The sequence below is a fragment of the Amycolatopsis sp. ATCC 39116 genome, from assembly GCF_000231075.2.
Taxonomy (GTDB): Bacteria; Actinomycetota; Actinomycetes; order Mycobacteriales; family Pseudonocardiaceae; genus Amycolatopsis_E; species Amycolatopsis_E tucumanensis.
The window spans coordinates 67452-86796 of sequence record NZ_AFWY03000021.1 but is presented as its reverse complement, the minus strand read 5'-3'; the positions used below and the strand labels follow the sequence as shown (position 1 = coordinate 86796).

The window sequence follows — 19345 nt, the reverse complement described above, 5'->3', positions numbered from 1 at the left end:
CTCATGGGGCTCCTCACCTTCGTCGTCCTGGCCGTGATCGGCGGCTGCCTGATCGCGGCGTTCACCAAGCGGTCCGGCCGGCCGGGCGAACTCGCCGACGCCGAGGCGCGGGCCCGGCGCTGGGTCGAGCGGCTCGGCGGGCAGATCACCGCGCTCGACGCCGGTGCGAACACCGCGGCGAAGCAGGCGCTAGCCGACGCGTCCGAACGCCACACGGCCGCGTGGTCGCAGCTGTCGCGGGCCGCCACACCGACGCAGTTCGCGCTGGCCGGGCAGACCGCGATCGAGGGCCTGCACTACATCCGCGCCGCGCGGACCGCACTCGGCCTCGACCCGGGGCCCGAAGTGCCGGTGCTGGGCGCGGAGGCGGTGACCGCGCCGCAGCGGATGACCGTCGGCGGGCAGGAGCACCAGGCCTCGCCCCGGCCCGGTGACGCCACGCCGTACTACTACCCGGGCGGCACGGTCGGCGGGCGCGCGGTGCCCGCCGGGTGGTACAGCACGTCCTGGTGGAAGACGGCGCTGGTGGCCGGCGCGGCGGGCATCGGCGGGGCGATCCTGGCCGACGAGCTCCTCGACGGTTTCCACCACCACGGTGACTTCTTCGGCGGCCCGGGCTTCGACGGGCTGGGCGACTGGTTCTGACGCGCCCCGGGGAGGTGGGACCCGCCTGCGGTTGGTGTGCGGCGGTCCCGCCCGGGAGGCGCCGGTGCCGCGCGGGCGGGACCACCGCCCGGAGGGCCTGGGGCGCCAGGCACCGCGCGGCCGCCCGGCGATTCCTGCGATCACCGCGGCGCCACGGCTTTGCCGATCGGCGCCCGCGCGGCCCTGCGCACCGCCCAGCGGTCCCGCGCCCGGCCCTGCGCGTCAGCCCCAGCTCACCCGCAGATCCGCGAACCCCCGCGCTCGCGCCACCCGCTCGGCCTCCTCTTCCGCCGCCTTCCGGGCGGCGGGCGGCAGCGGATCGAAGGCGGTGATCGTGAAGTCCAGACGCTTCCGGCCGCTGCCCTTCGTCCGCCACACGCCTGCCACCTCGCCGCCCGCGAGGAGCGCTCCGGGGTTGCCCAGGATCTTCCACACCTCCTTCTGCCGCGCCCGGTCCGGCACCAGCACCGCCCGGTCGCGCGACTGCAGGAACGGGTCCCACGGCGGCAGCAACCGCACGAGGTCGGGCTCCGGCGGGTTCTCCAGGGCGGCCACATCGCTCGACGGCAACCACACCTCGCGGCCCGCGAAGCGCACCGGCGTCAGGTCGTCCGGCCACATCCGCTTCGCGATCGCCGTCTTCGTGCCGACGAAATCGGCCGCCTCCTTGGGGGTCGCCGGGCCGTGCAGGTGCAGGTAGTCCCGGACGACGGCCGTCGCGGCCACGGGATCCGGCGCGGTGCGCATCCGCGGCCGGCCCGCCAGTGGCGCGAGCGTCGCGGGCTGCGCACCGGCCTCCAGGCGCACCCCGCCGTGGATCGTCGCCAGCCGCATGACCTGCTCCAGGATGTGGGTGGCCTGGCAGCCGCGGCACCAGTACGACAACCCGTCCGGGATGATCTTCGTGACGGCCTCGCTCACCGCGCCCTTGGTCATCACCCGCGTCACGACCTTGCGGATCGCCCGCGCCGCCGTGAACAACCCGTCCAGCGCGCCCATCCCGGCCGCCTCGACCTGCTTGCGCTGCCAGCCCATCCGCGCCATCGCGTCGTCCTCGTCGAGCGGCACCAGCGCGGCGGTGACCCGGCCGATCTCGTCCGCGCGGTGGAAGTGCGGCGCGCCGCGGTGCGTCCACGCCAGCACGAACCGCGGGTCCTCCACAAAGGACTCCTCGGTGACCGGTCCGGGCAGCCGTGCCGCGAGGGCGATCGCCGCCGTGTCCCGCTGTGTGCTCTGCAGGCCGAGGTCGAAGACGGCCAGCCCGGCCGGGTCCGCGACGTCGCGGTGCAGCCCCTGCGCCGCGATCCGGTGGGCGAGCACCTGCTCGCGATCGACCTCGATCATCACAGCCGGTGGTCGAAGGTGTAGTTCACGGTCTCGCTCGCCCCGCCGATCGTGCCCGTCCCGGTCAGCCCGGTCAGCTCACCGGTGCCCGAGCCTTCGACGACGGTGAACGTGCCCCGGATGCCGTCCGCACCGTAGGCCACGTCGTGCCGGATGACGAAGCTGCCCTTCCGGCCGTTCACGCTGCCCTCGATCCGCTCGAACCCCGGCGCGGTCTGCGGGCTGCCGGTGTAGCCCTCTCCCGGGTAGTACAGCAGGTAGTCGCAAGCCGATTCGCCCTCGATCAGCCCGGAGTAGGTGAACGTGGCGTGCGCGTGCGCGTACCGGGGCCCGTCCTCGGGGCCGCTCACGACCTTCTCGTCCCAGGTCCGCATGGTGAAAGTGTTGGTCATGGGCCCTAGTCTGACGCCCTTGCCTGACACCTTCTGTCAGGTTTTCCGGCGATACTGGAGCCATGCGCGCGAGCAGGTTGCTGTCGGTGCTGCTGCTCCTGCAGAACCGGGGCCGGATGACCGCCGAGGAGCTGGCGGAGGAGCTCGAAGTGTCGGTGCGGACGGTGTACCGGGACATCGAGTCGCTGTCCGCCGCCGGGGTGCCGGTCTACGCCGAACGCGGCCGGTCCGGCGGCTACCGGCTGCTCGACGGCTACCGCACCCGCCTGACCGGGCTGACCGGGGAGGAGGCGCAGTCGCTCCCGCTGGCCGGGCTGCCGGACGCCGCCGCCGAGCTGGGCCTTGGCACCGTGCTGACCGCCGCGCAGCTCAAGCTGTACGCCGCGCTGCCGGACGAGCTGCGCGGCCGCGCGGGCAAGGTCGCCGAGCGGTTCGTGCTCGACGTGCCCGGCTGGTTCCGCGGCATCGAGAGCCTGCCGCACCTGGCCGAGGTGGCCCAGGCGGTGTGGGACTCGCGGCGTGTTTCGGTCCGGTACCGGCGGTGGGACAACAGCGAGACGAACCGGCTGCTGGAGCCGCTGGGCCTGATCCTCAAGGCCGGGAACTGGTACCTTGCTGCCCACTGCGACGGTGCGATCCGGACCTACCGGGTGTCGCGGATCCTCTCGCTCGAACCCGGCGCCGCGTTCGAGCGCCCTGCCGGGTTCGACCTCGCCGCCTACTGGCGGGAGTGGTCGGAGCAGTTCGAGCGGCGGATGTACCCGCGGGTCGCCGTCGTCCGGCTTTCCCCGCTGGGCCGCGAACTCGTACCGTTCTACCTGGGAGCGGTGGGCGCTCGCGCGCTGCGGGAGTGCCGTGCGGTTCCGGACGAAGACGGGTGGTTGCGCGTGGAGTTACCGGTGGAACCCGGCGCCCCGGCGCTCGGGGAGCTGTTGCGGTTCGGGCCCGAGCTGCAGGTGCTCGAGCCCGCGGACTTGCGTGACCGGGTGGCGGCCGCGGTGGGCCGGATGGGTGCGTTCTATGGGTGACCTGAGCGGAGTCACGATCGGGGTGACCGCCGAGCGGCGGGCCGAGGAGTTCATCGGCGCGCTGGAACGCAACGGCGCCACGGTGCGGCACGCGCCGTTGATCCACATCGTGCCGCTGCCCGACGACGCCCGGCTGCGTGCCGCGACCGAGGAGGTCCTCGCCGAGCCGCTGGACGTCCTCGCGGTCACCACCGGCGCCGGATTCCGCGGCTGGATCGAGGCCGCCGAGGGGTGGGGACTGCGCGACGACCTGCTCGCGTCGCTGACCAGGGCGCGCGTGTTCGTCCGCGGACCGAAGGGCAAGGGCGCGGTGCGGGGCGTCGGGCTCACCGAGGAGTGGGCCGCGCCCGAGGAGAGCAACCGGCAGCTGTTCGGGCACCTGCTGGAGGCCGGTGTCGCCGGCGCGCGGCTGGCGGTCCAGCTGCACGGCTCGCCGCTGCCCGAGCACACCGCGCCGCTGCGTGAGGCCGGCGCGCGGGTGATCGAGGTGCAGCCGTACCGGTGGGAGTGGCCCGCCGACCTGCACCCGGCGCACGAGCTGCTCGACGGCGTGCTCGACGGCCGGGTCGACGCGCTCGCGTTCACCAGCGCCCCGGCGAGCGCGAACATGCTGAACCTGGCCCGGGAGCGCGGCGCCTACGACGACTTGGTGCGCGCCCTGCGGGGCGACGTCGTGTGCGCCTGCGTCGGCCCGGTGACGGCCGCGCCGTTCACCGACGCCGGGGTGCCGACCCTGCAGCCGGAGCGGCAGCGGCTCGGCGCGCTGGTCAAGCTGCTGGTCGCGGAGCTGGGCACCTAGGGGGCCGACCTCCGGGCCGTTCCCGGTGATCATCCGGATGTGCCCGGCCGGGCCCGTTCCTAGGTTCGGTGCATGGTTGAACCAAGATCGCTAACCCGCCGTCTCGCGCTGCTCACCGCCGCCGCCTTCGCGCTCACCGTGGTCCCGGCGTCGGCCGAGACGGCACTCGCCCTGCCGGAACCGTCCGGCCCGTTCGCCGTCGGCGTCACCGAGTTGCACCTGGCCGACCAGGCCCGCGACCGCGAGCTGATGGCGACGGTGCGGTACCCCGCCGTCCACGACCGCGGCCCGCGCGCGCCGTTCCTGACACCGGGCGCCGCCGCCGTGATCGCCGAGGCCGACGCCGCCCGGCTCGGCATGGACCCGGCCCGGCTGGACTACGGCTTCACCACCAACGCGCGTTCCGGCGCGCCCGTCGCCGCGGGGCGGCTGCCCGTCGTGCTCTACACACCGGGCGCCGAGCAGCCCCGCGCGCTGGCGACCACCCAGCTGGAGGAGCTCGCGAGCCGGGGCTACGTCACCGTCGCGTTCGACCACCCCGGCGAGACGTCCGTGGTGGAGTTCCCGGACGGCCGCCTGGTGCACGGCTCCCTGCCACCGCAGAGCGTCGAGGTCGGCCGCCGGATGATCGCCACCCGCGTCGCGGACGCCCGGTTCGTCCTCGACCAGCTCGAAGTCCTCGCGCGGGGCGGCAACCCGGACGTCGCGCGGCGAGCGTTGCCCGCCCGGCTGGGCCGCTCGCTCGACCTGACCCGGATCGGCATGTTCGGGCATTCGGCAGGCGGGTTCACCACGGCCGAGACGATGCTGGCCGATCCGCGGATCGACGCGGGCGCCAACCTGGACGGCAGCATGGCCTACTCGCAGCGCGACCGGATCTTCGGACAGGCCGTCGAGCAGGGCCTGGACCAGCCGTTCCTGCTGATGAGCGCCGGTGACCACAGCGCAGACACGGACGGGTCCTGGCAGGAGTTCCTGAGCAACCAGCGCGGTTCCGTCGAGCAGCGGCACCTGGCGGGCGGGGAGCACTTCAGCTACACCGACTACCAGTTCCTGCTGCCCCGGCTCGGCGTCGACCCGGCGGTCACCGCGCCCTGGATCGGCGACGTGGAGGCCGCCCACAGCCTGGACTTCCAGCGGACGGGCCTCGTCGAGTTCTTCGACCAGCGGCTCTACGGCTGCCAGCGGTAGGTCTTGAGGTTCACCTTCTGACCGTCCGCCAGCACGCCTTCGGCCCGGAGCAGCTCCAGCTGCCGGTGCACGAGGTGCGGCGCGGGCGTGCCGTTGGCGCGCAGGATCCGGTGCCACGGCAGGTCCGCGCCGTCCTCGGACAGGATCCGGCCGATCATCCGGGGTGACGGGGCGCCGGCGATCGCCGCGATGTCACCGTACGTGGCGACCTTCCCCGGCGGCACGGTCGCGACCACCTCGCGCACCCGCTCGTGCAGCTCCTCGTCCACGTGACCAAACTACCGCCAAGGTGTGCCGGTCCCCGGTTCTGTCGGGCGGTCGTGATTCCATGCCAGACGTGAGCGGAGAGGGGACCCGGCCCCGGGCGGGCGCGCGGCTGGTTCGGCTGCCCGTCCCCGAGCCGCGCCCGGAGCGCTGGGACGCCGACGCGCGGGCGGTGCTGGCGGCGCCCCGCGGGTTCGTCCGCGTCCTCGGTGGACCGGGCACCGGCAAGACCACCCTGATCACGAGCGCGGCGGCGGCCCGCATCTCCGGCGGCGCCGATCCGGAGAGCCTGCTGGTGCTCACCGCGTCCCGCCGCGCCGCCAACGCCCTGCGTGCCGAGATCACCCGCCGCGTCACCGCGGGTGACGGCGTGCCCCGCACGATCCGCGAGCCGATCGTGCGCACCGTCCACTCGTACGCGTTCTCCCTGCTTCGCCTGCAGGCCGGGCTGCAGGACGTGCCGGCGCCGCGGCTGCTGTCCAGTCCGGAGCAGGACGTGGTGGTCCGTGACCTGCTGGCAGGCGACCTCGCCGAGGGCGCACCGGACTGGCCCGAGCAACTGCGGCCCGCCCTGGCCGTGCCGGGGTTCGCCGAGGAGCTGCGCGACCTGCTGCTGCGGGCCGCCGAGCGCGGTCTGGGCCCGGAGGACCTGGTCAAGCTGGGTCGGCGCAAGGACCGTCCGGAGTGGGTCGCGGCCGGGGTGTTCTGGCGGCAGTACGAGGAGGTCACCGTCCTGCAGGGTGCGGGAGGCAACGCGCTCGGCGCGCCCGGTTCGCCCGCGCTGGACGCCGCCGAGCTGGTCGCGAGCGCGCTCGTCGAGCTGGAGGGCGACCCCGACCTGCTGGCACGCGAGCAGGCGCGCATCCGGCACGTGTTCGTCGACGACGCCCAGCACCTGGACCACCTGCAGTTCCGCCTGCTGCGGCTGCTCGGCACGGCGGCCGAGGACTTCGTCGTGACCGGCGACCCGGACCAGGCGATCTTCTCCTTCCGCGGCGCCGACCCCGGCCTGCTCACGCGGGCCGACGCCGACGGCGGCCGGACGGTGACCCTGACCAGGACCCACCGGCTGAGTCTCGCCGTGCACGAGGCGGTGACGAAGCTCGGTGCGACCCTGCCGGGCGCGCAGCGGCACCGCGCGATCGAGGTCGACCCGTCGTCCGAGGAGGGCGAGGTCAAGGTCCGGCTGCTGCCGACCCCGTCCGCCGAGGCGAGCTGGGTCGCCGACCAGCTGCGCCGCGCGCACCTCATCGACGGCGTGCCGTGGTCGGAGATGGCCGTGCTGGTGCGTTCGCCGGGACGGTCGTTCCCCGTGCTGCAGCGGGCATTGCGCGCGGCGGGCGTGCCGATCGCGTCGGCGGCCGACGAGCTGCCGCTGGCCCGTCAGCCCGCGGTCCGGCCGCTGCTCGCCGTCCTGCGCGTCGCCGGTGATCCGGAGCTGCTCGACGTCGACACCGCCGAGATGCTGCTGGCGTCCCCGCTCGGTGGCGCCGACCCGCTGGCGCTGCGCCGGATGCGGCGCGGTCTGCGGCGGCTGGAGCTGGCAGGCGGCGGCGAGCGGTCGAGCGACGAGCTGCTCGTGGAAGTGTTGCGGGACAACGACAAGCTCGGCGGGCTGGCCGAGGCCGAGGCGGCGCCGATCCGCCGGGTCGGTGGGCTGATCGCGGTCGCGCGCGAGGCGATCGCCCGAGGCGCCGGTGTCGAGCAGGTCCTCTGGGACGTGTGGCGGGAGAGCGGCCTGCAGAAGCGGTGGGTGCGGCTGTCCGGGCGCGGCGGGACGCTGGGCGCGCAGGCCGACCGCGACCTGGACGCGGTGGTGGCGCTGTTCCACGCCGCGGGCAACTACGTCGACCGGTTGCCGAAGGCGAGCGTGGCCGCGTTCGCGGACTACCTGTCGTCGCAGAACATCGCGGGCGACAGCCTCGCCCCGGTGGCGATGCGCGGCGAGGGCGTGTCGATGCTGACCGCGCACGGCGCGGCCGGTCGCGAGTGGACGGTCGTCGCGGTGGCGAACGTGCAGGAGGGCAGCTGGCCGGACCTGCGGCTGCGTGGTTCGCTGCTCGGCGTCGAGCGGCTGGTGGACCTGCTGTCCGGACTGGAGGAGGAGACGGTGTCCGCGACGGCGCCGATCCTCGCCGAGGAGCGGCGGCTGTTCTACCTGGCGCTCGGCCGGGCGAAGCGGACGCTGCTGGTGAGCGCGGTGATCGGGGAGGACGAGCAACCGTCGCGGTTCGTCGACGACCTGGAGGCCAACAGCGCGGACGAGTCCGGGCTGGACTCGCGGGTCAAGCCGCCGGGCCGGTCGCTGGTGCTGGCCGAGCTGGTCGGCGACCTGCGGCGCGCGGTGTGCGACCCGGAGGTGCCGCCGGACCGGCGGGCGCGGGCGGCGCGGCAGCTGGCGCGGCTGGCGCGGGCCGGGGTGCCCGGCGCGCACCCGGATTCCTGGTACGGCCTGGTGGAGACGTCGACGGACACCCCGCTCTACGGCGAAGGCGACGTGATCCGGATCTCGCCGTCCACTGTGGACACGCTGAAGAAGTGCCCGTTGCGGTGGCTGATCGAACGGCACGGTGGCTCCGACCCGGCCCAGCTGGCGGCGATCACCGGGACGCTGGTGCACGAGCTGGCGCAGGCCGCCGCGGACGGCATGGACGACGAGGGGCTGCGCCGCGCGCTGGACGACGCGTGGGCGAAGGTCGACGCCGGCGCGCCGTGGTTCTCGCGGCGGGAGCGCAACCGGGTCGAGCAGATGGTGCGCAACTTCCTGGCGTGGCTGCACAATTCGCGGCACGAGCTGCAGCAGATGGGGATCGAGCAGGACATCGAGGTGGAGCTGCCGGTCGGTGGTGACGGTCTGCTGGTCAAGCTGCGCGGCCGGGTGGACCGCCTGGAGCACGACGCCGAGGGCCGGCCGGTGATCGTCGACCTGAAGACGGGGAAGACCGCGGTGAGCGCCGCGGACGCCGAGCTGAACCCGCAGCTGGCGGCGTACCAGCTGTCGGTGCTGCTGGGCGCGTTCGGCGGGGGGAAGCGCCCGGGCGGCGCGAAGCTGGTGTACCTGGCGAAGGCGCACAACAAGACCGGCGCGACGGTGCGGGAGCAGCCCCCGCTGGACGACGAGAGCGGCCGCGAGTGGCTGGAGCTGGTGCGGAAGGTCGCGGCGTCAGCGACGGGCCCGGAGTACGACGCGACGGAAAACCCGGACTGCGACCGCTGCCCGGCGAAGGGATCGTGCCCGCTGCGCCCGGAGGGCAGGCAGGTGACGGGCCCATGAGGAGAATCGCCGGCGCCCACCGACCCGGGAGCCGACCCATGACCGAACCCGCCGCCCGGGCCGGCCGGGGCGAGCTTGCTGGTCGGGTCGAGCTTGCTGGCCGGGCTGAGCTTGCTGGCCGGGCTGAGCTTGCTGGCCGGGCTGAGCTTGCTGGCCGGGCTGAGCTTGCTGGCCGGGCTGAGCTTGCTGGCCGGGCTGAGCTTGTCGCCCGGGCCGAGCTCGCTGGCCGGGTCAAGCCTGCCGGCCGGGGCGAGCTTGCCGGCCGGGGCGAGCTTGCTGGTCGGGCCGAGCTTGTCGCCCGGGGCGAGCTTGCTGGCCGGGCCGAGCTTGCTGGCCGGGCTGAGCTTGCCGCCCGGGCCGGCCGGGCCGAGCCTGCCGCCCGAGTCGAGCCCGCCGCCCGAGTCGAGCCCGCCGCCCGGGCCGAGCCCGCCGCCCGAGTCGAGCCCGCCACCCGGGCCGAACCCGCCACCCGAGCCGAGCCCGCCAACCCATGACCGAGATCGCCTCCCCAGCTGAAGTCGCCCACGCGCTCGGCCTCCACCCGCCCACCCCGGAGCAAGCGGCGGTCATCGCGGCGCCCATCGAGCCCGCGCTGGTCGTCGCGGGGGCTGGGGCCGGCAAGACCGAGACCATGGCCGCCCGCGTCGTCTGGCTGGTCGCCAACGGGTTCGTCACCCCGGAGCGCGTCCTGGGCCTCACGTTCACCCGCAAGGCCGCCCGCCAGCTCGCCGACCGTGTCCGCGCCCGCCTGCGCCGCCTCGCCGGCTCGGGCCTCCTCGACCGCCTCGACCCGGGCGGCGCGCGCCGGGCCGCGGTCGTCGCCGGGGAGCCCACCGTCCTCACCTACCACGCCTACGCCGGCCGCCTCCTCGCCGAGCACGGCCTCCGCCTGCCCGTCCAGCCCGGCGTCCGCCTCCTCTCCGAGACCAGCTCCTGGCAGCTCGCCCACCGTGTGGTCTCCACCTGGGACGAGGACCTGGACACCGACCGCGTCCCGGCCTCGGTCACCGCGCAACTGCTCGCCCTCACCGGCGAACTCGGCGAACACCTGGTCACCGAAGAAAAACTCGCCGAGTACACGCGCTGGCTCTGCGACCTCATCGAACGGGCCCCGCGCGCCAAGGGCCAGCGCGCCGCCATGCCGAAGTCGCTCACCGACATCGTGGCCGCGCAGAAGTTCCGCCTCGCGCTCATCCCGCTGATCGAGGAGTACCAGCGCCGCAAGCGGGCCGAGGGCGCACTCGACTTCGCCGACCAGATGTCACTGGCCGCGACGCTCGCCGACAACCACCCGGCCGTCGCCGAGGGCGAACGCGCCCGCTACGGCGCCGTCCTCCTCGACGAGTACCAGGACACCGGCCACGCGCAGCGCATCCTGCTGCGCGCCCTCTTCGGCGGCGTCGAGAACGAACCACTGCCGGTCACCGCGGTCGGCGACCCCGCGCAGGCCATCTACGGCTGGCGCGGCGCCAGCGCGGCCAACCTGCCCCGCTTCACCACCGACTTCCCGCGCCCCGGCCTGGAACCCGCCCGCGAGTACGGCCTGCTCACCAGCTTCCGCAATCCCGCCGAAGTCCTGGTTCTCGCCAACGGCATCGCCGAACCACTGCGGCAGCGCGGCCTCGGCGTCGAACGGCTCCGCGCCCGCGACGGCGCGCCGCCCGCCGACATCGAAGTCGCCCTGCTGCCCGACATCCGGACCGAACGCGAGTGGGTCGCCGACGCCCTGGCGCACAGGTGGTTCGCCCACCAGGCCGAGCACGGCGTCCCGCCCACCGCCGCCGTCCTCGTCCGCCGCCGCGCCGACATGGCCCCGATCGCCGCCGAGCTGCGGGCACGCGGACTGCCGGTCGAGGTCGTCGGACTCGGCGGGCTGCTCGACGAACCCGAGGTGGCCGACCTCGTCGCCACCCTGCGCGTCCTCGCCGACCCGCTGGCGGGCACCGCCGCCGCCCGCCTGCTCACCGGCGCCCGCTGGCGTCTGGCGGCCGCCGACCTGGCCGCGTTGTGGCGGCGCGCCAACGAAATCTCCGCGCCCCCGCCCACGGAAGAGTCCAAGGTGGACGATCTGTTCGCCGAACGCGCCGAGCAGACCGGGCTGATCGACGCCCTCGACGACCCGGGTGACCCCAAGCGCTACTCGCCGGAGGGCTACCGCCGGATCCGGGAACTGGGCCACGAACTCGCCGCGCTGCGCCGTCGGCTGGACCAGTCGCTGCCCGAGCTGGTCGCCGACGTGGAGCGGACCATGCTGCTGGACGTCGAAGCGCAGGCCCGCCCCGGCAGCGCCCGCCGCGCGCACCTGGACGCGTTCGCCGACGTGGTCACGGACTTCGCGGAGACCTCGCCCACCGCCACGCTGATGTCCTTCGTGGACTACCTCGCCACCGCCGCGCACGCCGAGGACGGCCTCACCCCGGGCGAGGTCGAGGTGGTGCCGGACCGGGTGCAGGTGCTGACCGTCCACTCCGCGAAGGGCCTGGAGTGGGAGGTCGTCGCCGTGCCGCACCTGGCGCGCGAGGTCTTCCCGAACAAGCGCCGGTCCTCGTCGTGGCTGCGCACGGTCACGTCGCTGCCTGCGGCGCTGCGCGGCGACTCCGCGGACCTGCCGAAGCTGCGCGTGTCCGACGGCATGGACCGCAAGGAGGTCATCGAGGCCTTCGAGATCCACGAGCAGGACTTCGCCGAGCGCGAGGCCGACGAGGAACGCCGCCTCTGCTACGTGGCGCTGACCCGCTCCGAGCGCGCGCTCATCGTGTCCGGGCACTGGTGGAACGAGACCAGCACCCGCCCCAAGGGCCCGTCGGACTTCCTGCTGGAGGTCGGCGAACTGGCGAAGGAGGGCGTCGGCAAGGTCGCCGCCTGGGCCGAGGAACCGCCTGCGGACGAGGAAAACCCGCTGGTCAGCCAGGCCCGGTCGGCGCAGTGGCCGTCCGACCCGCTGACCGGCCGCCGCGACGCCGTGCACGAGGGCGCCGACCTGGTGCGCACCGCGCTGGCCGAGGGCGAGGTCGACGAAGAGGACGAGGACGACCCGGACGGCTGGATCGCCGACACCGACGTCCTGCTCGCCGAGTTCGCCCGGCGCAGCGGCACGGCCGAGCAGGTCGTGCTGCCCGACCACCTGTCGGTGAGCCAGCTCGTCGAGCTCGCCGCGGACCCAGCCGGGCTGGCCCGCCGCCTGCGCCGCCCGCTGCCGGTGCCCCCCAACACGTTCGCGCGTCGCGGCACCGCCTTCCACGGCTGGCTGGAGCGCCGCTTCGCCGGCGACCGCCTGTTCGACCTCGACGAGCTGCCCGGCGCCGCCGACCCCGACGAGGCCGGCGACGACGAACTCGAAGCGCTGCAGGAGGCCTTCGACCGCAGCGCGTGGGCCGCGCGCACCCCGCACGAGGTGGAGGTGCCGTTCTCCACCGAGGTCGACGGCGTGACCGTGCGCGGGCGGATGGACGCGGTGTTCGCCGACCCGGACGGCGGCTGGACGGTCGTGGACTGGAAGACCGGCGCCGTGCCGGAGGAGGGCCGGATGGCCTCGCTCGCCGTGCAGCTGGCGGCGTACCGTCTGGCTTGGGCGTCGCTGTCCGGAACGCCGTTGGAGAAGGTGCGGGCCGCCTTCCACTACGTGCGCGAAGACCACACGCTGCGCCCGGTGGACCTGCTCGACGCGGACGGTCTGCGTGATCTGCTCCGCAGCGTGCCACAGCCCTAGCGAGGCCTCACATGATCGCTTACGATCCGCGGGTGCGTGTCGCGGACGAACCGGACCACTCGCTCGTCGGCGTCGTCCGGATGCCGGAGCCGGCCCTCAGCCCGATCCGGTCGATCGGCAGACGGATCCTCGGTGCACTGCTGGCGCTGGTCGCCGCGGTGTTCATCGTCTACCTGGGGCGGGACGGCTACCGGGACGTCAACGAGGACGGCCTGTCGCTGCTCGACGCGTTCTACTACGCCACGGTGTCGCTGTCGACCACCGGCTACGGTGACATCACCCCGGTCACGAACTCGGCCCGGCTGATCAACGTGCTGGTGATCACGCCGCTGCGGGTGCTGTTCCTCATCGTCCTGGTCGGCACCACGCTCGAGGTGCTGACCGAGCGGTCGCGGCAGGCGTTCCGGATCCAGAAGTGGAGGACCAAGGTGCGGGACCACGTGGTGGTCGTCGGGTTCGGGACCAAGGGCCGGGCCGCGGTCAAGACCCTGCTCGGGGACGAGGCGATCGAGCCCAACAAGATCGTCGTGGTGGACACCGACCAGCAGGCGCTGGACGCGGCCGCCGCGCTCGGCCTGGTCACCGTGCACGGGTCGGCCACCCGGTCGGACGTGCTGCGGGTGGCGGCCGTGCAGCGGGCGCGCGCGGTCGTCGTCGCCGCGGACCGGGACGACTCGGCGGTGCTGGCCACGCTCACCGCGCGGGAGCTGGCCCCCAAGGCCCACATCGTGGTCTCGGTGCGGGAGGCGGAGAACGTCCACCTGCTCAAGCAGTCCGGGGCGAACCAGGTGGTGGTGTCGAGCGAGACCGCGGGACGGCTGCTCGGCATGGCGACGTCCACGCCGGTCGTCGTTGACATGTTCGAGGACCTGCTGACGCCCGAGTCGGGGCTGGCGATCGCCGAGCGCCCCGCGGAGAAGTCCGAGGAGGGCGGTTCGCCGCGGCACCTGCCGGACATCGTGCTCGGCGTGGTGCGCGACGGGGAGCTGTACCGGGTGGATGCGGCCGCCGTGGACGCCATCGAACCCGGGGACCGGTTGCTCTACGTGAAGAAAGTGACCCCGGCCGACCGGGTTGAGTGATAGATCTCGGCAGCCCGTCGGCGGCTGTGCTTCACCCGGCGCTTCTGGAAGCATGGGGATCGTGCTGCGCTGGAACACCCTCGCCGTCGCCGTGCTGGTCGGCATCGCCATCGTGACCGCCGTGTGGTGGGCGGGGCCGGGGATGCTGGGCACCGCGGCCGCCGCGCAGGGCACGGTCGCGCAGGCCACGGTCACCAAGGGCGCCGAGTGCTCCGAGCCGAACCCGCAGGAGGCGGTGGAGATCACGGTCGGCGGGCAGGTGCGCACCGGGACCCTGGACGCGTGCGGGCACGACCAGAACGACCGCGTCGACGTCACCGTGCCTGCCTCGGTGGGGGACGGGGACATCCAGGTGCACCTGGCCGACGTCGTCACCGGCCACGACGACCTGCGCCGCCCGATCGGGCTGGCGCTGCTGGCGCTCAGCTGCCTCGGCGGAGGCACGTACGCGTTCCTGGTCCACCGCGGCCCCCGGCGGGCAGCGACGGTCAGCTGATTCTGGGGCGTCGCGCGAGGTGGCTCGCGGGGGCTGACTTCGGACCCGTCGCGCGGCCAAGCGCGTCAGCTGACCTCGGACGCGGGTGCGATGTCGAGCGTCGACCGACCGCAGGGAGTTGGGCGGGAGTGCCAGAATCCGCGGGCGCGTGCAACAACGCGAACCGCCGCTTCCCAAGGCCCGGTCGACATCTCGTTTCGCGTCACCCTCCTCGGCCGCCGCGCTGGGCGACGCTCTCGTCGAGGCACCGTGCGGCGGAGCAGGCCCGAAGCGCGGCCGCCAGGCGAGTCAGCTGACCTCGGACGCCGGTGCGGCGAACGTGTTGCACTTCGCGATCCGGTTGAACTGCGCGCCCGTCCGCCACCACTGCGCGTAGTGCGCGTTGCTGCCGTGGTCGGAGCTGCCCGAGGTGTTGTCGCCGCGGGTGTCCTGGTCCCGCCAGGCCTTGGCGTACATGTCGCGCGTCACCGAGCCGCCCCGGTCGACCACGGCGCCCAGGAACATCCCGGAGAAGCACTGCGCCTGCAGCTCCTTGCGCCGCGACAGTTCCAAGCCGGCCGGGGTGTTCTGCCCGACGGCGTAGATCTGCTGCCACACCGCGTCCATGATCCCGGCGACCTCCTGCACGTGGTGGCCGTACTCGTGCGCGAACAGCGCCAGGTAAACCCCCGGGTTGTCGCCGTACTGGTCGGTCTGCAGCCCGCGGAACGGCACGTACAGGTTGTCGTCGCAGTAGTAGGCCGCCGTCGCCACGCTCACCGCGATCGTGCCGCACGCGGTGGTGAAGTGGGTGCCGGTCGGGAAGTGCAGGTTCGGCGGCGTGAACGGCAGGTTGTACCGCTCCAGGAACTGGCCCCACGCCTCGTTGAGGCACTGGTCGGCGGCGGTGAAGAAGGCCTCGGCGGACGCCTGGTCGCTGTGCCACTCGGGCAGGTCGCAGGCGAAGTTCTGCAGGCCGTCGTCCGGGTTGCGCAGGATCGGGTGGTTCGCCAGCTCCAGGATCTTCTCGCCGTCCACCGAGCCGGTCGCCGCGCCCGCCGCGTTGCCGCCGCTCACCGCGGTGGTCGTCGGCGCCGCCACGGTCGGCGACGACGGGTCCGTGCCGTTGCCGACCGCGATGAACACCACCAGCCCGGCCAGCAGCACCGCGACCGCGCTCAGCACGAACGCCGTGACCGGTCGCGAGGAACGACGCTGTGCCCGGTGCCGCGGCGCGGAGGAGGGCGGCGGCAACGGTTCCCGTGGGCGCTGCGGCGGAGGCGTCATCGGGCGCCAGCATAGTCAGCGCGCGTGCCGCGCGAGTGAGATCACGACTCGGCGGCGGCCGCGTGCCACCCGTGGCCGGTGCCGGACCGCTCTGCGAGAGTGGGCGGCGAAGCGACCCGCAGCGAGTTGGAGAACACCCGATGAGCGACACCGGAGGCTGGACCGGCCCCGATCCCAAGGACCGGCCCGAAGACCCGACGCCTCCCGCCGGCAACCCGATGCCGCCCGCGCCGCCCCCGCCGGGCGCGCCCTACCAGCAGCAGGGCTGGGGACCGCGCCCCGGCTACGGCAAGCCCGGCGTGATCCCGCTGCGCCCGCTGACGGTCGGCGAGATCCTCGACGGCGCCATCACGACCATGCGCCGCCACCCGGCGCTGGTGTTCGGCTCGTCGGCGGTCGTCGCGGTGATCGGCGCGGTGCTGCAGCTGCTGGCCAGCCGCTACCTGCTGCCGGACGTCCAGACGCTGCAGAACCTCGGCCCGGCCGCCACCGACCAGCAGATCCAGGACGCCGCGCTGGACGTGCTCGGCGACACGGCGCTGATCACCGGCGTCGCGGTGATCATCACCGTGCTCACCCAGACCTTCCTGTCCGGTTTCCTGACCGTGGTCATCGGCAAGGCGGTGCTGGGCAAGCCGGTGACCTTCGCGGAGGCGATGGCCGAGGCGAAGCCCCGGTTCCTGCCGCTGCTCGGCGCCACGATCGTCTACGTCCTGCTGGTCGCCGCCGGTTCGGTGCTGTGCCTGATCCCGGGCATCTGGCTCTACACGCTGTTCGGCCTCACCACGCCCGCGCTCGTGCTGGAGCGCGCCAAGGTCGGGCAGGCGCTGTCCCGGTCCCGGCAGCTGGTGTCCGGCTCGTGGTGGCGGTGCTTCGGCATCCTGCTGCTGGCCGGCGTGATCGCGACCGTGCTGCAGTACCTCGTGGACATCCCGTTCAGCCTCGGCGCCGGCGGCACCGACGTGCTGACCGGTGAGGCCGTCCCGGCCGGCTGGGGCGCCCTGCTGCTCGTCGCGGTCGGACAGGTGATCGCCCAGACGATCGTGCAGCCGTTCGTCGCGAACACCACCGCCCTGCTCTACATCGACCAGCGCATGCGCAAGGAGGGCATGGACCTCCAGCTGGCGCGGGCGGCGGGCACCGCTTGATCCGGCTCGCCGACGTCCCGGTCGTCGTCGACGCCGACGACGCGCGCCGCGCCGCCGAGGCCGAGCTGTCCGACCCCGCCTACGCCCTGGCGCAGCCGAGCTGGTTCGACCGGGCGATCGGGTGGCTCGCCGAACGCATATCCGACCTGTTCACCAGCGCGTCGGGTCTGGTGCCCGGCGGCGGCTTCGGCGTGCTGGTGCTCATCGCGGTGCTGGTGCTGGTGATCGTGGTGGTGCGGCTGCGGGTCGGGCCGCTCGCCCGGTCCGCGCGACGGCCCGCCGTGGTCTTCGCGGACCGGTCGCGCACCGCGCAGGACTACCGCGACGGGGCCGAGCGGGCCTTCGCGGCGGGCGAGCTGGACGCGGCGGTCCGCGACCGGTTCCGCGCCGTGGTCCGGACGCTGGAGGAGCGCGGGGTGCTCGACGAACGGGCCGGGCGCACCGCGGACGAGGCGGCCCGCGAGGCGGCCGGTCCACTGCCGACCGCCCGCGAGGCCCTGCGGAAGGGCGCGGAGCTGTTCGACGCCGTGCACTACGGCGGCCGCCCGGCCACCGCCGAGGGCTACCGGCATCTGGCCGAGCTCGACGAGCTGGTCCGCCGGACCCGTCCTGAGGTGCCGGCGTGACCAGCGTGTCCCCCGACTCCCGCCGGATCTGGCGGGCGGCTCGCGCGCCCCTGGTGATCGCGGTGATCGTGTTCATCGGCGCGGTGATCGTGCTGCTGAGCTCGGCAGGCGAGCAGCGCGGGTCGCTCGACCCGGACTCGGCCGCCCCCGGCGGCTCGCGCGCGCTGGCGCGGCTGCTCGAACGGGAAGGCGTGCGGATCGTCCCCGCGCGGACCTACGCCGAGGCCGAGGCGGCGCTGCAGGGCGACGCCACCCTGCTCGTGACCGCCCCCGGCCGCGTCGAACCGGGCCGGCTCGCCGCGCTGCGGTCCCGCGCCACGGACGCGGTGCTGGTCGGCCCCGACGATCCGGTGCTCGACATCCTGGCGCCCGGCGTGGTTGTCAGCGGTGAGGTCGAGCCCGACGCGCGCGAGCCGGGGTGCACGGTGGCCGGCGCGGTCGCCGCGGGCAACGCGGTGCTGGGCGGTTTCACCTACGAGGCGCACGGCCGGGCGCGCGGCTGCTACGACGGCACGCTGCTGCAGCTGCCCGGCGACCGCGGCACCACCACGGTCCTGGGTGGCGGCGCGCCGATGACCAACGACCGGCTCGACGAGGCCGGCGACGCGGCGCTGACCATGCGCCTGCTCGGCCGACACGCGACGCTGGTCTGGTATGTGCCGACGCCGGGTGACGCGGGCGCCGGGATCGTGGCGCGGTCGTTCACCGACCTCATTCCGCGCCCGTGGCTGTTCGGCGCGGTCCAGCTCGGCGTGGCCGCGGTGCTGTTCGCGCTGTGGCGGGCCCGGCGGCTCGGGCCGGTCGTGGCGGAACGGCTGCCGGTCGTCGTCCGCGCCGCCGAAACCACCGAGGGCCGCGCCCGGCTCTACCGCCGCGCCGGTGCGGCCGACCATGCCGCGGCTACGCTGCGGCAGGCGGCGATCGACCGCGTGCGCCCGCTGCTCGGCCTCGGCGCGGGCGCGGAACCGGCGGCCGTCGTCGCCGCGGTCGCGGCCCGCACCGGACGGCCCGCCGCGGCCGTCGGGGAGCTTCTGTACGGTCCGGCGCCGGGGGACGACGCCGGTCTGGTCCGCCTCGCCGACGAGCTGGACCGCATCGAGAGGGAGATCAGTTGACCAGCACGGACACCACTTCGGACGCCCGGAACGCGTTGGTCGCGTTGCGCGCCGAGGTCGGGAAGGCGGTGGTCGGCAACGACGCCGCGGTCACCGGGCTCATCATCGCGCTGCTGTGCCGCGGGCACGTGCTCGTCGAGGGCGTGCCGGGGGTGGCGAAGACGCTGCTGGTGCGGGCCCTGGCGACCGCGCTGGACCTGGACACCACGCGCATCCAGTTCACTCCCGACCTGATGCCGGGCGACGTCACCGGCTCGATCGTCTACGACTCGCGCTCGGCCGAGTTCTCCTTCCGCGAGGGGCCGGTGTTCACGAACCTGCTGCTCGCCGACGAGATCAACCGCACCCCGCCGAAGACCCAGTCCGCGCTGCTGGAGGCGATGGAGGAGCGGCAGGTGTCGGTCGACGGGCGGCCGCGACCGCTGCCGGACCCGTTCACCGTCATCGCCACCCAGAACCCGGTGGAGTACGAGGGCACCTACCCGCTGCCGGAGGCGCAGCTGGACCGGTTCCTGCTCAAGCTCACCGTGCCGCTGCCGACGCGCGAGGACGAGATCGGCGTGCTGGCCCGGCACGCGCAGGGGTTCGACCCGCGCGACCTGTCCGCCGCCGGGGTGCGGCCGGTCGCGGGTGCGGAGCAGCTCGCCGTCGCGCGAGCCGCGGTCGCCGGGGTGACGGTCGGGCCGGAGGTGCTCGGCTACATCGTCGACCTGTGCCGGGCGACGCGCGCGATGCCGTCGGTGCGGATCGGCGTGTCCCCGCGTGGCGCCACGGCGCTGCTCGCCGCGACGCGGGCGTGGGCCTGGCTGTCCGGCCGCGGGTTCGCGACGCCGGACGACGTGAAAGCGCTTGCGCGGCCCGCGCTGCGGCACCGGCTGGACCTGCGGCCGGAGGCCGAGCTGGAGGGCGCGACCGCGGACGGCGTCATCGAGCGCGTGCTGGCCACCGTCCCCGTCCCGCGCTGAC

At 74.4% G+C, this 19345-nt stretch carries 16 protein-coding genes; 12 read left to right on the top strand and 4 right to left on the bottom strand.

Translation table 11 applies throughout. The features are described from left to right. The first annotated feature begins 3 nt into the window (after positions 1-3). Positions 4-645, top strand: coding sequence for a hypothetical protein (locus tag AMY39116_RS0321880; RefSeq protein ID WP_020419769.1), 642 nt, complete (start codon positions 4-6; stop codon positions 643-645). Positions 646-867: 222 nt separating this feature from the next. Here AMY39116_RS0321880 and AMY39116_RS0321875 read toward each other — a convergent pair whose 3' ends face one another. Together AMY39116_RS0321875 and AMY39116_RS0321870 are read right to left on the bottom strand one after the other, a co-directional pair. Then, entirely contained in the window at positions 868-1989 is a 1122-nt protein-coding gene (locus AMY39116_RS0321875) for a DNA glycosylase AlkZ-like family protein (protein WP_020419768.1), read from the bottom strand. Continuing rightward, the gene (locus AMY39116_RS0321870; protein ID WP_020419767.1) at positions 1989-2381 is read right to left on the bottom strand and encodes a DUF3224 domain-containing protein; all 393 of its coding nucleotides are present in this window, start codon (positions 2379-2381) and stop codon (positions 1989-1991) included. Before AMY39116_RS0321870 ends, AMY39116_RS0321875 begins: the two co-directional genes overlap by 1 nt. A 62-nt stretch (positions 2382-2443) precedes the next feature. Between AMY39116_RS0321870 and AMY39116_RS0321865 the strand changes: the two genes are divergently transcribed. The 3 genes from AMY39116_RS0321865 (at position 2444) to AMY39116_RS0321855 (ending at position 5399) form a co-directional block, all read left to right on the top strand. Then, on the top strand, positions 2444-3409 hold the full coding sequence (locus AMY39116_RS0321865; RefSeq protein ID WP_020419766.1) for a YafY family protein: 966 nt from the start codon (positions 2444-2446) through the stop codon (positions 3407-3409). After that, the gene (locus AMY39116_RS0321860) at positions 3402-4208 is read left to right on the top strand and encodes a uroporphyrinogen-III synthase (RefSeq protein ID WP_020419765.1); all 807 of its coding nucleotides are present in this window, start codon (positions 3402-3404) and stop codon (positions 4206-4208) included. Before AMY39116_RS0321865 ends, AMY39116_RS0321860 begins: the two co-directional genes overlap by 8 nt. Before the next feature lie 72 nt (positions 4209-4280). Further along, positions 4281-5399 (top strand): lipase, encoded by a 1119-nt coding sequence (locus AMY39116_RS0321855; protein WP_020419764.1) that lies wholly within the window; start codon positions 4281-4283, stop codon positions 5397-5399. On the opposite strand, the gene AMY39116_RS0321850 is transcribed toward AMY39116_RS0321855, so the two are convergent. Then, positions 5381-5668, bottom strand: a complete 288-nt coding sequence (locus tag AMY39116_RS0321850; protein WP_020419763.1) for an MGMT family protein — start codon at positions 5666-5668, stop codon at positions 5381-5383. The two genes, AMY39116_RS0321855 and AMY39116_RS0321850, sit on opposite strands and share 19 nt — an antisense overlap. A 59-nt stretch (positions 5669-5727) precedes the next feature. Between AMY39116_RS0321850 and AMY39116_RS0321845 the strand changes: the two genes are divergently transcribed. The 4 genes from AMY39116_RS0321845 to AMY39116_RS0321825 all read left to right on the top strand — a co-directional run bounded on the left by AMY39116_RS0321845 (position 5728) and on the right by AMY39116_RS0321825 (position 14224). Then, positions 5728-8937: an ATP-dependent DNA helicase gene (locus AMY39116_RS0321845; RefSeq protein WP_051123578.1), complete on the top strand. Its 3210-nt coding sequence runs from the start codon at positions 5728-5730 to the stop codon at positions 8935-8937. 490 nt (positions 8938-9427) lie between these two features. After that, positions 9428-12646: an ATP-dependent helicase gene (locus AMY39116_RS0321835; RefSeq protein ID WP_020419760.1), complete on the top strand. Its 3219-nt coding sequence runs from the start codon at positions 9428-9430 to the stop codon at positions 12644-12646. An 11-nt stretch (positions 12647-12657) separates the two neighbouring features. After that, on the top strand, positions 12658-13728 hold the full coding sequence (locus AMY39116_RS0321830; RefSeq protein ID WP_020419759.1) for a TrkA family potassium uptake protein: 1071 nt from the start codon (positions 12658-12660) through the stop codon (positions 13726-13728). A gap of 52 nt (positions 13729-13780) precedes the next feature. After that, positions 13781-14224 (top strand): hypothetical protein, encoded by a 444-nt coding sequence (locus tag AMY39116_RS0321825; RefSeq protein WP_020419758.1) that lies wholly within the window; start codon positions 13781-13783, stop codon positions 14222-14224. A gap of 288 nt (positions 14225-14512) precedes the next feature. On the opposite strand, the gene AMY39116_RS0321820 is transcribed toward AMY39116_RS0321825, so the two are convergent. Continuing rightward, complete coding sequence (locus AMY39116_RS0321820) at positions 14513-15388, bottom strand: neutral zinc metallopeptidase (protein WP_020419757.1); 876 nt, start codon at positions 15386-15388, stop codon at positions 14513-14515. Positions 15389-15630: 242 nt separating this feature from the next. Between AMY39116_RS0321820 and AMY39116_RS0321815 the strand changes: the two genes are divergently transcribed. The 4 genes from AMY39116_RS0321815 to AMY39116_RS0321800 are packed head-to-tail and all read left to right on the top strand — an operon-like array spanning position 15631 to position 19344. After that, positions 15631-16638 carry a hypothetical protein gene (locus tag AMY39116_RS0321815; RefSeq protein ID WP_020419756.1) on the top strand — a complete coding sequence of 336 codons (1008 nt, stop codon included), beginning with the start codon at positions 15631-15633 and terminating at the stop codon, positions 16636-16638. Then, entirely contained in the window at positions 16635-17264 is a 630-nt protein-coding gene (locus tag AMY39116_RS0321810) for a DUF4129 domain-containing protein (RefSeq protein WP_020419755.1), read from the top strand. The genes AMY39116_RS0321815 and AMY39116_RS0321810 overlap by 4 nt, the downstream gene beginning before the upstream one ends. Further along, positions 17261-18379, top strand: coding sequence for a DUF4350 domain-containing protein (locus AMY39116_RS0321805; RefSeq protein WP_020419754.1), 1119 nt, complete (start codon positions 17261-17263; stop codon positions 18377-18379). The genes AMY39116_RS0321810 and AMY39116_RS0321805 overlap by 4 nt, the downstream gene beginning before the upstream one ends. Beyond that, positions 18376-19344: a MoxR family ATPase gene (locus AMY39116_RS0321800; RefSeq protein WP_027936125.1), complete on the top strand. Its 969-nt coding sequence runs from the start codon at positions 18376-18378 to the stop codon at positions 19342-19344. Before AMY39116_RS0321805 ends, AMY39116_RS0321800 begins: the two co-directional genes overlap by 4 nt. The last annotated feature ends 1 nt before the right edge of the window (position 19345 follow it).